The 15338-nt window shown below is 68.8% G+C and carries 13 protein-coding genes and 1 pseudogene; 6 read left to right on the top strand and 8 right to left on the bottom strand.

What is annotated here, in order from left to right:
- Nucleotides 1-159 precede the first annotated feature (159 nt).
- The 3 genes and pseudogenes from EDD41_RS15895 to EDD41_RS15885 all read left to right on the top strand — a co-directional run bounded on the left by EDD41_RS15895 (nt 160) and on the right by EDD41_RS15885 (nt 2385).
- Nucleotides 160-708, top strand: a complete 549-nt coding sequence (locus EDD41_RS15895; protein ID WP_245995684.1) for a DUF2238 domain-containing protein — start codon at nt 160-162, stop codon at nt 706-708.
- 10 nt (nt 709-718) lie between these two features.
- Nucleotides 719-1630: an aldose 1-epimerase family protein gene (locus EDD41_RS15890; protein ID WP_123576610.1), complete on the top strand. Its 912-nt coding sequence runs from the start codon at nt 719-721 to the stop codon at nt 1628-1630.
- Nucleotides 1623-2385 (top strand): annotated as a pseudogene (locus EDD41_RS15885) (amino acid ABC transporter ATP-binding protein). Before EDD41_RS15890 ends, EDD41_RS15885 begins: the two are co-directional and overlap by 8 nt.
- On the opposite strand, the gene rny reads toward EDD41_RS15885, so the two are convergent.
- The 4 genes from rny to EDD41_RS15865 all read right to left on the bottom strand — a co-directional run bounded on the left by rny (nt 2342) and on the right by EDD41_RS15865 (nt 6062).
- Nucleotides 2342-3991 carry a ribonuclease Y gene (gene rny, locus EDD41_RS15880; protein WP_211336681.1) on the bottom strand — a complete coding sequence of 550 codons (1650 nt, stop codon included), beginning with the start codon at nt 3989-3991 and terminating at the stop codon, nt 2342-2344. The pseudogene EDD41_RS15885 and the gene rny sit on opposite strands and share 44 nt — an antisense overlap.
- Nucleotides 3992-4025: 34 nt before the next feature.
- Complete coding sequence (locus EDD41_RS15875; RefSeq protein WP_094764876.1) at nt 4026-4571, bottom strand: regulatory protein RecX; 546 nt, start codon at nt 4569-4571, stop codon at nt 4026-4028.
- A 2-nt stretch (nt 4572-4573) separates the two neighbouring features.
- The gene (gene recA, locus EDD41_RS15870) at nt 4574-5629 is read right to left on the bottom strand and encodes a recombinase RecA (RefSeq protein WP_094764875.1); all 1056 of its coding nucleotides are present in this window, start codon (nt 5627-5629) and stop codon (nt 4574-4576) included.
- A 238-nt stretch (nt 5630-5867) separates the two neighbouring features.
- Complete coding sequence (locus EDD41_RS15865; protein ID WP_094764874.1) at nt 5868-6062, bottom strand: DUF3046 domain-containing protein; 195 nt, start codon at nt 6060-6062, stop codon at nt 5868-5870.
- A gap of 65 nt (nt 6063-6127) precedes the next feature.
- On the opposite strand from EDD41_RS15865, the gene EDD41_RS15860 reads away from it, so the two are divergent.
- Nucleotides 6128-10651, top strand: coding sequence for an ATP-dependent helicase (locus EDD41_RS15860; RefSeq protein WP_245995683.1), 4524 nt, complete (start codon nt 6128-6130; stop codon nt 10649-10651).
- 90 nt (nt 10652-10741) lie between these two features.
- On the top strand, nt 10742-11503 hold the full coding sequence (locus tag EDD41_RS15855; protein ID WP_094765003.1) for a DeoR/GlpR family DNA-binding transcription regulator: 762 nt from the start codon (nt 10742-10744) through the stop codon (nt 11501-11503).
- 91 nt (nt 11504-11594) lie between these two features.
- On the opposite strand, the gene EDD41_RS15850 is transcribed toward EDD41_RS15855, so the two are convergent.
- From EDD41_RS15850 to rimO, 4 genes are all read right to left on the bottom strand, one after another.
- Nucleotides 11595-11861 carry a helix-turn-helix domain-containing protein gene (locus EDD41_RS15850; protein WP_094764872.1) on the bottom strand — a complete coding sequence of 89 codons (267 nt, stop codon included), beginning with the start codon at nt 11859-11861 and terminating at the stop codon, nt 11595-11597.
- Nucleotides 11862-12060: 199 nt separating this feature from the next.
- The gene (locus EDD41_RS15845) at nt 12061-12567 is read right to left on the bottom strand and encodes a CinA family protein (RefSeq protein ID WP_370597000.1); all 507 of its coding nucleotides are present in this window, start codon (nt 12565-12567) and stop codon (nt 12061-12063) included.
- Nucleotides 12564-13184 (bottom strand): CDP-diacylglycerol--glycerol-3-phosphate 3-phosphatidyltransferase, encoded by a 621-nt coding sequence (gene pgsA, locus EDD41_RS15840; RefSeq protein WP_094764871.1) that lies wholly within the window; start codon nt 13182-13184, stop codon nt 12564-12566. The genes EDD41_RS15845 and pgsA overlap by 4 nt, the downstream gene beginning before the upstream one ends.
- A 60-nt stretch (nt 13185-13244) precedes the next feature.
- Nucleotides 13245-14723: a 30S ribosomal protein S12 methylthiotransferase RimO gene (gene rimO, locus EDD41_RS15835; RefSeq protein ID WP_123576608.1), complete on the bottom strand. Its 1479-nt coding sequence runs from the start codon at nt 14721-14723 to the stop codon at nt 13245-13247.
- Nucleotides 14724-14860: 137 nt separating this feature from the next.
- Here rimO and EDD41_RS15830 point away from each other — a divergent pair, with 137 nt between their 5' ends.
- Nucleotides 14861-15307 (top strand): hypothetical protein, encoded by a 447-nt coding sequence (locus tag EDD41_RS15830; RefSeq protein ID WP_123576606.1) that lies wholly within the window; start codon nt 14861-14863, stop codon nt 15305-15307.
- The last annotated feature ends 31 nt before the right edge of the window (nt 15308-15338 follow it).

Here is a 15338-nt window from a genome sequence, read left to right as displayed (position 1 = left end):
CAACTGTAGATTGCCGTGCCGCGTCCCCCCGAATCGCAGAAGGGCCCGCCAGCCACGCAACCCTTCGTCGAGGAGGCTGGGGCGCGGCGCTTCAACCTGCGCTGGTTCTGGTGGCAATGTGACCGGATGACATGTTCGAAGCGACCGGTCTGGATCGCCGTGGCAATCTTGGTGGCGACGACCGCCCAGCTGGCCCTGGCGGTGCTGGCACCCCACCTGCCGCAGTTCTCCGGCAAGGCCTTCGGGGCCCGACTGGTCGCCTACCCCCTGCTGATGTGCCTGGTGCCGGCCATCTGGTTCTGCCGGCACCGACGCTCCCCCGCCCCCGCCCCGTGGCCAGCCTTCGCGCTGGTCATGTTGCCCTTCCTGGTCGACGTCAGCGGCAACACACTGGACCTCTACGACCGGGTGCTCTGGTTCGACGACCTGTGCCACTTCCTCAACTGGTTCCTGCTGCTGAGCGGTCTGGGGCTGCTGCTCGACGCCGAAAGGCGCGCCCCTCGCGGGCTGGTGGCGCTGGCCATCGCCGGCGCCGGAGCGCTGCTGGCGATCGTCTGGGAGGTGGGTGAATGGGCCACATTCATCCGCTTCGGCACCGAGCTGGGCACGGCCTACACCGACACGCTGGGCGACCTGGCGCTGGGCACACTGGGCGGGTGTCTGGCGGCCGCGCTGGTCAGCCTGCGCCGCGCCAACCGGACGTCCTAGGCTGAATGCCATGAATGCACCCACCGGAGCCCAGTACACCCTCACCCTTGGTGACCAGCGGGCCACCATCACCGAGATGGGCGCCGGCCTTCGCGCCTACCGCGTGGCTGGCACCGACGTGGTCACCACCTTCGACGAGATCCAGCTTCCCGACGGCTGCCAGGGCCAGCAGCTGATGCCCTGGCCCAACCGGATCCGCAACGGGAAGTGGCAGCTGGACGGGACCGAGCACCAGCTCGAGGTCAACGAACCCGAACGCGGCAATGCCATCCATGGGCTGGTCCGGGACCGGATGTGGACCCTCGTCGAGCTGGGTGAGGACCACCTCACTCAACGCCTGCTGCTCGAGCCCGAGCAGGGCTGGCCGGGCACCCTGGAGCTGCTGGTCACGCACCAACTGTCCGCGGCCGGGCTGGGCATCGAGGTCACTGCGCGCAATCTGGGCACCACGGCCGCCCCCTTCGGATACGCCGCGCACCCCTATCTGCTGCCGCCGGACGGCAGCGCCGGCGTCGACCAGTGCTCGCTCTTCCTGCCCTTCGCCTCCCGACTCGAGGTCGACGGGCGCCTGCTGCCCGTCGGGCTGAGGGATGTGGCGGGCACCCCCTTCGACCGTCGCCATGACGGCGCGCTCGACGCACTGGAACTGGACACCGCCTTCACCGCCCCGCGCCTGGCCGAGGGCCGCTGGGAGGCCTCGCTGAGCGCCGGATCGAGCCGCACGGTGGTGTGGGGTGACCAGACCATGGGCTGGGTGCAGGTCTACACCCCCGGCGACCGCGCGAGCGTCGCCGTGGAGCCGATGACGGTCGGCCCCGATGCCTTCAATGACGGCCCCACCCACGCGGATCTGGTGCTGTTGGCCCCGGGCGAGACCGTCACCTGCCGCTGGGGGCTGCGCCACGAGGTCCTCGATGTCTGAGCCACTGGTCCGGTTGCGCGGCGTCGAGAAGCACTTCGGGGACCTGCACGTCCTGCGCGGCATCGATCTGGATGTGATGCGTGGCGAGGTGGTGGTCCTGCTGGGCCCCTCCGGCTCCGGCAAGTCCACCCTGTGCCGCACCATCAATGCCTTGGAGGGGATCGACGCGGGCGAGATCCGCATCGACGGGACTCCCCTGCCCACCACCGGCGCCGAGCTTGCCCGGCTGCGCGCCGACGTCGCGATGGTCTTCCAATCCTTCAACCTGTTCGCGCACAAGACCGTGCTGGAGAACGTAACGCTGGGCCCGGTGCGCGTGCGGGGGCTGGCTCCCGACGATGCCGCGGACCGTGCCCTGGCCCTGCTGGACCGGGTCGGCGTCCGGAGCCAGGCCGACAAGCACCCCTCCCAGCTGTCCGGCGGTCAGCAACAACGCGTCGCCATTGCCCGAGCCCTCGCAATGGACCCGAAGGTGATCCTCTTCGACGAACCCACCAGCGCCCTCGACCCCGAGATGGTCCAGGAGGTCCTGGAGGTGATGCTCGGACTGGCCCAGGACGGGATGACCATGCTGGTGGTCACCCACGAGATGACCTTCGCCCGCCGGGGCCGCGCACCGGGTGGTCTTCATGGACGAGGGGCGCGTCGTCGAAGAGGGCAGCCCCGCCGACTTCTTCGCCCACCCGGCCACCGAGCGAGCACGTGCCTTCCTCAGTGGGCGACCTCGCTCGCCCTCGACTCGCGCACAACGGTGACCCGGATCTGGCCCGGATAGGTCAATTCGGCCTCGATCTGGTGCGCGATCTTTCGTGCCATGGCATGCGATGCCACGTCATCCACGACCTCGGGGCGGACCATCACGCGGACCTCCCGGCCGGCCTGCATCGCGAAGACCTTGTCCACGCCGTCATGTGCGGCGGCAATCTCCTCCAGACGGTCGAGCCGCTGCACATAGGCCTCCAGGGACTCACGGCGGGCTCCCGGCCGTGATCCGGAGATGGCGTCGGCGGCCTGGGTGAGGACGGCCTCCACGGTGGTGGGCTCCACCTCGTTGTGGTGGGCCTCAATGGCATGGACGATGTCCGGGCTCTCCCCATGCCGGCGGGCCAGTTCCGCACCGATCATGGCGTGGGTCCCCTCCACCTCATGGGTCAGGGCCTTGCCGATGTCGTGCAGGAAGGCCGCGCGCTTGCAGTTGGCCACGTCCAGCCCCAGCTCGGCTGCCATCATGCCCGCAATGTGTGCGCACTCCACGAGGTGGCGCAGCACGTTCTGACCATAGCTGGTGCGGTAGCGCAAGGCACCGACGATCGGCACCAGGGCCGGGTCCAGGTCCGAGATGCCCACCTCGGCAAGGGCATCCTCGGCCGCACGCAGGATGCGCTGCTCGATCCGTGCCTGGGATCGTTCATGAACCTCTTCGATCCGCGCCGGGTGGATACGACCGTCGGCGACCAGTTCCTCGAGGGTGAGGCGTCCGACCTCGCGGCGCACGGGGTCGAAGCAGCTGAGCAGGACCGATCCGGGGGTGTCGTCGATCATCACGTTGACACCGGTGACCTGCTCGAAGTGGCGGATGTTGCGGCCCTCACGGCCGATGATCCGGCCCTTCATCTCGTCGCTGGGAAGGTCGAGGGTACTGACGACCGACTCCGAGGTCTGCTCGGCAGCGAGGCGTTGGATGGCTGTCACGATGATCCCCCGGGCACGCGACTCTGCCTCGCGGGTCGCGGTCTGCTCGATGTCCCGCGCCAGGGCCGTCGACTCCAGGCGTGCCTCGTGCTCGACCCTCGCCAGGACCTCCTGTCGCGCCTGGTCATGGTCCAGTCCCGCGACTCGCTGCAGCTCCTGGGCGGCCTGCTGGCGGTCCTGCTCGGCCGTCTCGCGACTGGCAGCGACATCTGCCTCGGCGTCCTGACGCAATTGCTGGGCCTGGTTGCGCAGCTCCACCAGCTGATTGGACCGGGCCTCGAGGCTCTTGCTCTCGGCCAGCAACCGCTCCTCACGTTCCTCCAGGCGTCGTTCGCGGGACTCCAGTTGGGTACGCAGCTCACGCAGCTCGGCCCGTTCCTGTTGCGCGTGGTTCTCGGCTGCCGTCTGGTCGGCGCGGCGCTCCTCGAGCTGGGCACCCATCGCGTTGACCCGCTGGTCAAGGACCTCCAACTGGGCAGCCCGTTCCCGCAGTTGCTCATCGCGTTCGGCCACCGCTGTCGCGACCCTGGCCTCCACCGCCGCCTCATCGACGACGGGGACGGCCGGAGCCGCTTGGTTCGCCCGTCGCAGCACGACGAACAGTCCGACGCCGAGCACGGCCAGCGCCAGCCAGCTCGTTGCCACGACGATCCACATCACCAGGGTCATGTTTTCCTCCGCCCCGAGGCTAGCGCAAGGACCCTCAGAACTCTTCGGGCTCCGCCTGCACCACCTCGCGCAGCACCTGGGTCACCACCGAGGAGGAGTAGCCCTTGCGGGCCAGGGTTCCTGCCATCCGGCGGTAGGCCACCTCGCGAGGCAGGGAGTGCACGCTGCGCCACTTCTTGCGCGCCAGCTCGGTGGCAAGCTCCACCTCGCTCTCGTGGTCGATGGGCTCCAACGTCTCGTCGATCAGATCTCGATCGATGCCCTTGGCCTGCAGCTCCCGTCGAACAGCAGCACGCGAAAGCTTGCGTGACGAGCGACGGGCCCGGGTCCACTGCTCGGCAAAGTTCTGGTCATTGACCAGCCCCAGCTCCTCGAAACGTGCCAGTAGCGCCTCACGGACGTCCTCCGGGACCTCCTTGGCTGCCAGTGCCTCGTCAAGTTCCTGGCGGGAATGGTCTCGCAGGGTGAGCCGGCGCAACGCGATCTCACGGGCCACATCCATGGGGTTGGCGTCGGGGCCGTCGGCCTGGGCAGGGGCTTCCTGCGCAGGCCGACGGCGACGCCGCTGCTGGAAGGCCATCCTCAGAAGGCGATCTCGCCGGTCTTGGGATCGATGCCCTCGGGCACCTCTTCCTCGGTGGGCAGGTCACCCAGGCCCAGTGCGGTGAGGATCTTGCCCTCCAACTCCTCGGCCACCTCGGGGTGGTTCTTGAGGAAGGTGCGGGCATTCTCCTTGCCCTGACCGAGCTGGTCGGTGCCGTAGGTGAACCAGGCACCGGCCTTGCGGATGATGCCGTGCTCCACGCCCATGTCGATCAGGCTGCCCTCACGGCTGATGCCCTCGCCGTAGATGATGTCGAACTCGGCCTGCTTGAAGGGCGGGGCCACCTTGTTCTTGACGACCTTGACGCGGGTGCGGTTGCCCACCGCGTCGGTGCCGTCCTTGAGGGTCTCGATGCGACGCACGTCGAGGCGCACCGAGGAGTAGAACTTGAGGGCCTTGCCACCGGTGGTGGTCTCCGGCGAGCCGAACATGACACCGATCTTCTCGCGGAGCTGGTTGATGAAGATGGCGCTGGTACCGGACTGGCTCAGGGCGCCGGTCATCTTGCGCAGGGCCTGGCTCATCAGGCGTGCCTGCAGGCCGACGTGGTTGTCACCCATCTCGCCCTCGATCTCGGCGCGCGGGGTCAGTGCCGCCACGGAGTCGATGACGATCAGGGCCAGGGCACCGGAGCGCACCAGCATGTCGGCAATCTCCAGGGCCTGCTCACCGTTGTCAGGCTGGCTGACCAGCAACTCGTCGGTGTCCACGCCCAGCTTCTGCGCGTAATCGGGGTCGAGGGCGTGCTCGGCGTCGATGAAGGCGCAGATGCCACCGGCCTTCTGGGCATTGGCGATGGCGTGCAGTGCCACCGTCGTCTTGCCGCTGGACTCCGGGCCGTAGATCTCCACGACGCGACCGCGGGGCAGGCCGCCAATACCCAGGGCGACGTCCAGCGCCACCGAGCCGGTGGGGATGAAGCCGATGGGCAGGCGCGTCTCCTCCCCGAGGCGCATCACGGTCCCCTTGCCGTGAGCCTTCTCGATCTGGGCGAGCGCGGCCTCGAGGGCCTTCTGACGATCTGCGACAGCCATGAACGGCCTTCCTTCCTTGACCGGGACTGCCCCGGTGAGCGTTTGTCGTCGAACCAACACCTGAGACTCTAGAAATCGCCTCTGACAATTTTTCACGACCAACCCTCCGCTGTGGAAAAGTCGGCCTGTGGACGGACTCTCAGGTTTCCCCGACGGCGAGTGAGTGGCTCAAGAACAGGACAATAGTAGAACGAGTGTTCGAATGGAATCAAATGCGCGCGCGGCGTGTCCCGCAGGGTCAGCGGTAACGTTCCGGCAATTCGAGCATCTCCCAGACGGCGCGCCAGATCCTGGCGAAGGGCAGTCCGGCCGCGATGGCCTCCGTCACGGTGCATCCCCCGAGCTCCGAGAGCACGATGGAATCGGCCCACAACTCGAGTCTGCCGTCGGGCAGGTGCTCGGCCATCCGCCGCCACAGCTCGGTCTCACTCACCCCAGCACCCTACCCGCTGCCGAGGCGGACGAATTCTGTCAGTGGCGCGCGCCACAATGGCTGGCATGAGACAGGACGCCACCATGCAGACCGAGCCCCTGGCGGCCTTCGGCGAGGCCACCCGCGCCTGGTTCGGCGATGTCTTCACCGCCCCAACCCCCGCCCAGGCAGCCACCTGGTCCGCCATCGCCAAGGGACGCCACTGCCTGACCATCGCCCCCACCGGCTCAGGCAAGACCCTGGCAGCCTTCCTGCACAGTCTGGACCGGCTCGCGAGCACGCCGCAGGCCGTCCCCACGGGCGAGCGCAAGGTTCGGGTGGTCTACATCTCCCCGCTCAAGGCATTGGCCGTGGATGTCGAGCGCAACCTGCGCGCCCCGCTTCGCGGGATCCAGCTGGCCGCACATCGCCTCGGTCTGCCAGAGGTGGACGCGCGGATCGCAGTCCGCTCGGGCGACACCCCGGCCGCGGACCGGCGTCGCCTGTTGACCAATCCCCCGGACATCCTCATCACCACTCCCGAGTCCCTCTTCCTGATGCTGTCCAGCCAGGTGGCGGGGACCCTGGACCAGGTGGAGACGGTCATTGTCGACGAGGTGCACGCCCTGGCCGGCACCAAGCGCGGCGCACACCTCGCACTCAGTCTCGAACGCCTCGACGCCCTGCGTACCGTTCCGGGCGAGGCCCAACGGATCGGTCTGTCGGCGACGGTCCGTCCCCCGGAGGCCGTTGCCGCCTTCCTCGGAGGGGACCGCCCGGTCAGCGTGGTGGCGCCCCCGTCCGCCAAGACCTGGCAGCTGGACGTGGAGGTGCCCCTGGAGGACATGACCGACCTGTCCAATCCCCCAGGGCAGGACCCCGATGATCCGGATGCGCCGGTCTCCAACTCCATCTGGCCCTTCTTGGAGGACCGGATCCTCCAGCTGGTGGACCAGCACCGCTCCACCATCTGCTTCGTCAACTCCCGGCGAGTGGCCGAACGCCTCACCAGCCACCTCAATGACCTGCATGCGCGGCGCCTGGCCACCGACGAGGCAGCCTCCCCGCCCGGCCTGCCACCGGCCCAGGTGATGGCACAGTCCGGCGCCAGCGCCGGCAATGACGGGAGCCAGGTTCCGGTGGTTGCCCGGGCGCACCACGGATCGGTCAGCAAACAGCGTCGTGCGGAGATCGAGGCGGACCTCAAGGGGGGTCGCCTGCCCTGCGTGGTGGCAACCAGTTCACTCGAGCTGGGCATCGACATGGGCGCGGTTGACCTGGTCATCCAGGTCTCCTCACCCCCCTCGGTCGCCAGCGGTCTGCAACGGATCGGGCGCGCGGGCCACCAAGTGGGCGCCGTCAGCCATGGCGTGATCCTGCCCACCCACCGGGGAGACCTGGTGGAGTCCGCCGTGGTGTCCACACGGATGAAGGAGGGCCGGATCGAGAGCGTGCACCGCCTGCGCAACCCGCTGGACGTGCTGGCCCAGCAGTTGGTCAGCATCTGCGTTGAGACCCGGCACCCAGTGGAGGACCTGTGGGGCCTGGTGCGCCGCGCGGACCCCTTCCGGGAACTGCCGCGTTCGGCCTTCGAAGCGGTGCTGGACATGCTCAGCGGCCGTTATCCCAGCGAGGACTTCGCCGAGCTGAGGCCCCGGCTGGTCTGGGACCGGGCCGCTGGCACGGTCCAAGGACGTCCGGGAGCACGACGCCTGGTGTCCACTTCCGGTGGCACCATCCCTGATCGCGGGCTGTTCGGGGTCTTCCTCGTCGGTGAGGGCAACGCCAGCGGCAAGCACGAAGCAGGGCGCCGAGTGGGCGAGCTCGACGAGGAGATGGTCTACGAGTCCCGCGTCGGCGACGTGTTCACCCTGGGCACCACGTCGTGGCGGATCCACGAGATCACCCCCAACCAGGTGCTGGTCACTCCGGCTCCGGGCCAGCCGGGCCGGCTTCCCTTCTGGCGGGGAGACTCCCCCAGCCGTCCGGCGGAGCTCGGGCTGGCGATGGGCGACTTCGTCGGCGCCGTCACCGGTGACGGTGAAAAGGGCGAGGAAGTGCTCCGCGAAGCCGGTCTGGACGAGGCCGGCCGACGCAATCTTCGGGCCCTGGTGTCCGAGCAGCGTGAGGCCACCGGCACGGTTCCCGACTCCTCGACCATCCTCGTGGAACGCTTCCGTGACGAACTGGGCGACTGGCGGGTCTGTGTCCACTCGAGCCTCGGCACGGCGGTCCTGCAACCGTGGGCGCTGGTGGTGGAGGCCCGCGCCAGGGAGCGCTACGGCGTCGAGGCGCAGGCCAGCGCCAGCAATGACGGCATCGTGCTGCGCATCCCGGATGTCGAGTCCACACCACCCGGGCTGGACCTGGTTCTGGTGGATCCCGACGAGGTGTCCGGGCTGGTCACCGAGCAGGTCTTCGGCTCGGCACTGTTCGCCTCGCGCTTCCGCGAGTGCGCAGCCCGCGCCCTGCTGCTTCCCCGTCGTGACCCGGGACGGCGCACTCCCTTGTGGCAACAGCGGATGCGCTCGGCCCAGCTGCTCGCCGTGGCCAGCAACTACCCCGACTTCCCGATCATCCTGGAGACGATGCGGGAATGCCTGGAGGACGTCTTCGACCTGCCCGCCCTCACGGAACTGCTCCGCGGGATCGCCAGCCGTCGCGTGCGGCTGGTGGAGGTGGAGACGCAGGAGGCCTCTCCCCTGGCCCGCAGCCTGCTGTTCGGCTACGTGGGCGAGTTCATCTACGACGGGGACCAGCCGCTGGCGGAACGCAAACTGGCGGCCCTCAGCCTGGACCCGGCGCTGCTGGCCGAGCTGCTGGGGCATGAGGGGGCCCAGCAGGTTCTGGACGAGGACGTCATCGCGGACCTCGAGCGCGAACTCCAGCATCTGGAGGTGGAACGCCAAGCCAGGTCGGCGGAACAGCTGTGGGATGTCATCCGCACCATTGGCCCCCTGACGGCCGACGAGTGCCGCGAGCGCTCCACCGAGGACCCGTCATCGTGGCTGGCGGAGCTCGAGGCCGCGGGGCGCGTCGGGCGCTGCCGAATTGCCGGGCGGGACGTGTTGGCGGTCGCCGACGACTTCGCGGTCCTCCGCGACGCGCTGGGCATCCCCACTCCCGCCGGGTTGGCGGTTCCCAGTGGAACGAGTTCCCCCGACGAGGCACTGTCCCGACTGGTGACGCGTTGGCTTGCAAGTCACGTCGTGGTCGATGCTGCCCAGCTGGCCGCACGCTACGGGCTCGACCAGGGCCTGGTGACGACGCTGCTGGCCGCACAGGACATCGTGGAGGGTGACTTCGGCGCCGGCCGGAGCCAGGTGATGCGCCGCCAGACCTTGGCGCTGGTCCGTCGCCGGACACTTGCGGCCCTGCGCGCCGAGGTGGAGGCCGTGGACCAGTGTCAGTTCGCGCGTCACCTGCTGGCATGGCAGGAGGTCGACAGGCCGGCGGACGGGCTGGAGGCGGTGCTGGCCGCCGTGGAGAACCTGGCGGGTTATCCCGTCCCCGCCTCGATGCTGGAGACCGTCGTGCTTCCGGCCCGGGTGGCCGACTACCGGCCGTCGATGCTCGACGAGCTGCTGGCCAACTCAGAGGTGGTCTGGACCGGACGCGGCGCGATCGGCCGCAATGACGGCTGGGTGCAGCTGTGGCCCTCCGATGTGGTGCTGCCCAGTCCGGACCCCGAGGAGGAGCTGGGCGAGTTGGCCCGCACCGTGCTGGAGCGTCTGCACGGCGGAGGCGCCTGGCACCTGACGGACCTGGTTCCCGAGGGATCCAGCCAGGCCGCCACCGAGGATGCGCTCTGGGAACTGGTGTGGGCGGGGCTGGCGCATTGCGACGGCATGGCTCCGCTGCGCCAGCTCAGCGGCCGAGGCGCCCTGAAGCACCGAACCCCCGCGCCGCCCGGGCGTCGGGCAACCCTGCGTCCCGGGCGTCCGGTCCGGCCGGTCACGACGGGCGGGCGCTGGGCCGCCGTGCGCCCGACCCTCCCGGACGGCACCGAACGACGCCTGGCGGAGATGTCGCTGCAGCTCGGCCGCTATGGCGTCCTGACCCGGGGCAGCGTGCTGACCGAGGCGCTGGGAACCAACTTCTCAGAGGCCTACCGGGTGCTGCTGGCACTCGAGGAGACCGGTGTGACGCGCCGTGGCTACTTCGTCGAGGGGCTGGGCGCCGCCCAGTTCGCCCTGCCCGGCGCCGTCGACCGGCTGCGCGAGGATGTCGCGCCGGCAAGCCCGGTACTGCTCGCCGCCTGTGATCCGGCCAATCCATATGGCGCAGCGCTGCCCTGGCCGGAGAGCGACGGGCCACGCCCGGCACGAAAGGCGGGGGCATTGACGGTGCTCGACCATGAAGGCCCCGCGCTCTACCTGGAGCGGGGTGCGCGGACCATGGTGACCTTCGGAGGGACCGAGGACCGGTTGGCGGACGCGCTCCGCGTCCTGGCCAGCGGCGTCTCCCGGGCCGCCATGGGGACCCTCGGCATCGAGAAGGTGAACGGGACGCCCGCGCTCCGGATGAGGGAGCTGGCCCCCGCGCTTGAGGGAGCGGGCTTCGTCATGACCCCACAGGGCTTCAAGTTGCGCGTCAATCGCGCAGTATGATCAGCCATAGTGAGCAAACGCTCACCACCGCAGATCCGAAGGACCACCATGACCTCCGACGCCATGCCTTCGGCCAAGCGCTCAGACCGGATGGTCGCGATCCTCGCGGCGCTCGCCGAGCACGGATCGCTGCAACTCGCTGAGCTGTCCACCCTGCTCGACGTCTCCCCGGCAACCATCCGGCGGGATGTCGCGAGCCTTGCGGCTCAGGGCCTGCTCTCCCGCACGCACGGAGGCGTCCGGAGCCTGGGCGCCGCGCACGAATTGCCGGTGAGCCTGCGCGACGGATGGCACCGCGCCTCCAAGCGCGCCATTGCCCAGCTGGTCGCGGGACTGGTCCCCCCGGGGCGGCACGCCATTGCCCTGACCGGCGGCACCACCACGACCGAGGTCCTGCGCGCCCTGCGTCAACGCGAGGACCTGACGATCATCACCAATTCCGTCGGCCTTGCTCTGGAGGCGGCCGGCCAGGGCCAGTCCAGAGTGCTGATCGCGGGAGGAGTCCTGCGGCCGAATTCCCTGGAGTTGGTGGGCAACCTGGCCGAGGCCACCTTCCGGCAGATCAATGTCGGGACTGCCATCGTCGGATCCGATGGAGTCAGTGTCAGTGGCGGGTTGACCACGCACGACGAGATCGAGGCCAACACCAATCACACGATGATCGAGCGGGCACAGTGCGTCATTGCCGTCGCGGACGGCTCGAAGGTCGGACAGGTGACGCTGGCGCGCCTGGCCCGACTGGACGAGATCGATGTCCTGGTGACCGACTCGACCGCGGACTCCGCGGAGCTCGAGCGCATCCGGCAGCACGGCATCCAGGTGCACGTCGTCACCATCGACGCCCCCGTCTGAGAGCCTCGCCGCAGAAGCAACCGGCCCCGAGCTGCCGGGGGCAGCACGGGGCCGGATTGACGAAAATCAGGACAAGGGGACGTTCACTGCCTCACGCAGCCACCTTGACGCGGGCACGCTCCGCGGCGGCCAGCTTCTGGCTGACGATGCCAAGGATCACGGACAGCGGCACCTCGAGGGCTTGGCAGATGGAGCTCAACAGCTCGCTGGAGGCTTCCTTCTGACCGCGCTCAACCTCGGACAGGTAACCAAGGCTCACCCGAGCGGCCATCGAGACCTCCCGCAGTGTGCGCCCCTGCGCAAAGCGCTGCTCGCGCAGGGTTTCCCCGATGACTTCTCGAACCAGGACAGACTTCACGGGGTACCCACTTCCTCGACAGTCCTCGCCATCTTGGCGCGGTCACGGCATCTACAACACCCAAGCTTCCTCATTCCATTCCCTTCCTGTCCCGCCGGTTCAGTCGATGTACAGCTTTTGGCGAAATAAACCCACTTCCGGGTGGGAAGAAAGAGCATGGGGAAAACGGAACAACTCCATGATGACATGGGCAAGCCGGTCAGGAACACACCCATTCACGTGCAAGGCGGAGGCAAGCAAACACGGTCAACTGCCGAATTGTCGCTCGGTCTCCCGTCAGATCGAGGCGCTCGGTGAGGACCCGCCCGTCGGGCATGCGCAAGCCCGCCCAGACCACCCCGGGAGGCTGACCGTCCTGAGGGTCCGGTCCCGCAACCCCGGTGCACGACAGGGCCACGTCCACACCCAGGGCACGCGATGCCCCATCGGCCATCTGGCGGGCGGTGGCCTCGTTGATCACGCCCTCGCGGGCAACCAGCGTCGCATCCACTCCGACGAGGGAGGACTTGAGGTCACTGGCATAGGTGACCAGGCCACCGCGAAAGACCCTCGAGGCTCCGGGCACCGAGGTCAGCGCGGCGGCAAGACCGCCACCGGTCAGCGACTCGCAGGTACCCAGCGTCAGCCCGCGTCGGCCCAGCTCGGCGACGAGTTCGGCGCACAGGGAGTGGAGCTCCGCCTCGACGCCATTCTGGCAGGCGTTCACGGCCGTCCGGGGTGTCCCTCGGCGGCCCAGCGCGCCAGGGCTTCGCGGCGCAGCCTGGCGGCCTCCCGCAGGTAGTCGAGGCCGGTCAGGACGGTGAGCACGAAGGCGGCACCCATCAGACCCCAGGCAAGCCACTGCAAGACCTCAGGAAGCTTCGGCAGCCACATCAGGTAGAGCACCAGAGCCAAGGACTGGGTGAAGGTCTTGAGTTTGCCGCCCTGGTTGGCCGCCATCACGCCATACTTCATGATTCCCCAGCGCAGGATGGTGATCCCCCACTCCCGTATCAGGATGATGATGGTCACCCACCACTGCAGCTCGCCCAGGATGCTGAGCCCGACGAAGGCCATACCGGTCAGTGCCTTGTCCGCAATCGGGTCCCACAGCTTCCCGAAATTGGTCACCAGGTTGTACTTGCGGGCGATCTTCCCGTCCACGAAGTCCGTCGCGATGGCGATGCAGAAGACCACGGTGGTCCACAGCCGCCAGTCGAACTCGTGTGGGTGGCTCAGCAGCATCCAGGCGAAGACGGGGACCAGCAACATCCGCACGCCCGTCAGGACGTTGGGGACATTCCACTGGCTGGGGGCCTTGCCTGCCGGTGCGGCGGACGTCATGGTTCTCCTCGGGTGGTCGTGGTGGGGAAGGTGACCTCACCGGCCACGATAGTGCCCCGGTCAGCCTCGTGGCCGGACCTCGGCCACCAGGTCGACTCCCAGGCTGTCGACGACGGTGGCCTTGACCAGGTCACCGATCGCCGGCTCGATACCCACCAGCTGGGTGGATCCATCCACCTCTGGCCCCTGGTGCCGGGCGCGGCCGATCACTTCGGGCTCACCATCGTCATCGGTCACCGACTCCACCAGGACCTCGACGAGTTCACCTACGCGCTCCTCCGCGCGCTGGTCACACAGCTCGGTGGCCAGGTCCGCCACCTCGGCGCGGCGTCGCTCCACCTCGTCGGGATCCACCTTGCCATCCAGCGAGGCGGCCTCGGTGCCCTCCTCGTCGGAGTATCCGAAGACACCCAGCACATCGAGCCGGGCTTCGGTGACGAAGTCCTTCAGCGTCTGGACGTCGGCCTCGGTCTCACCGGGGAAGCCGGCGATCACATTGGACCGGATGCCTGCCTGGGGGGCGTGCTCGCGCACCTGCTCGATGAGCTTCAGGAAGCTCTCGGGGTCACCGAAGCGGCGCATCCGCCGCAGTACGGAGGGGGCGGCGTGCTGGAAGCTGATGTCGAAGTAGGGCACCACCTTGTCCGTGCCCACCATCGCCTCCACCAGGGATGGACGCAGTTCGGCGGGCTGCAGGTAGCTGACCCGGATCCAGTCCAGGCCGTCGACGGCGGACAGGTCCTTCAGCAGCTTCTCCAGGCTGCGCAGGTCCCCCAAATCCTTGCCATAGCTGGAGGTGTTCTCGCTGACCAGGAAGACCTCCTTGACGCCCTGCTCCGCCAGCCAGCGGGCCTCGGCCAGGACTTCCTCGGGCGTACGGGACAGGTAGGAGCCGCGGAAGGCGGGGATGGCGCAGAAGGCACAGCGACGGTCACAGCCCGAGGCGAGCTTCAGCGGCGCGGACGGGCTGTTCCCCAGCCGGCGGCGCAGGATCCGGGGGCCGCTGGCGGGCGCCACGTCCGCCAGGGACGGCCGTTCCGTGTGGTGCCCGGGGACGGACACGGCGGAAGCTGCCTCGCGGCGGGCGACGGGGGTCAGGGGCAGCAGGCTACGCCGGTCCCGGGGGACATGCGCCTGGTGCTGTTCGCCATGCATGATCCGGTTGAGCTTTTCGGCGACATCCGCGTAGTCGTCGAAGCCGAGCACGGCGTCGGCCTCCGGCATGGAGGTGGCCAGCTCCTGGCCATAGCGCTCGGCCATGCAGCCCACGGCGACCACTGCCTTCGCCGACCCCTGTTCCTTGAGGTCGGCTGCGGCCAGCAGGGTGTCCACCGAGTCCTTCTTGGCCTGCTCCACGAAGCCACAGGTGTTGACCATCACGGCCTCGGCCTCCTGTGGGTCGTCGACCAGGCGGAAGCCACCAGCCTCCAGCCGGGCCGCGAGCTCCTCGGAGTCCACCTCGTTGCGGGCACAGCCCAGGGTGACGAGGTACACTGTGGTCAGCTGGTCCGGGCTCTGGCCCGTGGCGGTGTCAGTCATGGTCCACCCATTATCGCTGTCGTTGACCGGCTGGCGGAAATGACCGGTTTTCCACAGCCCCAGGCCCTGATGCCGTTGTCCACAGGCCACACTTTGGGTCAGTTGCCCAGATCCAGTGACGACGATGGGATCCGGGCATGGACAAGGACAAGAACAATTTCGAGAACCTGCCCGCCGACTGGGACGGGCGCAGCCTGGATGATCCGGACCTGTTGGGCTGCGTCGTGGACCTCTTCGTCCGCCACGCGGACCGGCAGGCCGGCAGCCTGCTCGCCCTGCTGGCGAACGAGGAGCTGCGGCTCGTACAACCGGTGATGATCGATGACATCCCGGTGGGCTGCGACCAGGTCCGCCAGCACGAGGTGACCCACCGGCTGACCCAGATCGTCGGGCAGGTCTGCCCCGGTGGCGGTCTTGCCCTGGCCGTGGCGCGACGCGGAATGGTGGTGCAGACCCACTGGGACCTTGGATGGCGCTCGGCCCTGGCCCTGGCCTGTCAGGACAACGGGGTGGTGGACCTGGGCTGCTACCTGGCCACTCCCGCGGGCGTCGTGCGCCTGGACGACAGCGCCGCGGCCGCCTGAGGCGGCCGCGGCGCGGCGGGTGCTGCACGGA

Origin of the sequence: Luteococcus japonicus (assembly GCF_003752415.1) — a bacterium.
Classification (GTDB): Bacteria; Actinomycetota; Actinomycetes; order Propionibacteriales; family Propionibacteriaceae; genus Luteococcus; species Luteococcus japonicus.
This window is presented reverse-complemented; position numbering and strand designations above follow the sequence as displayed.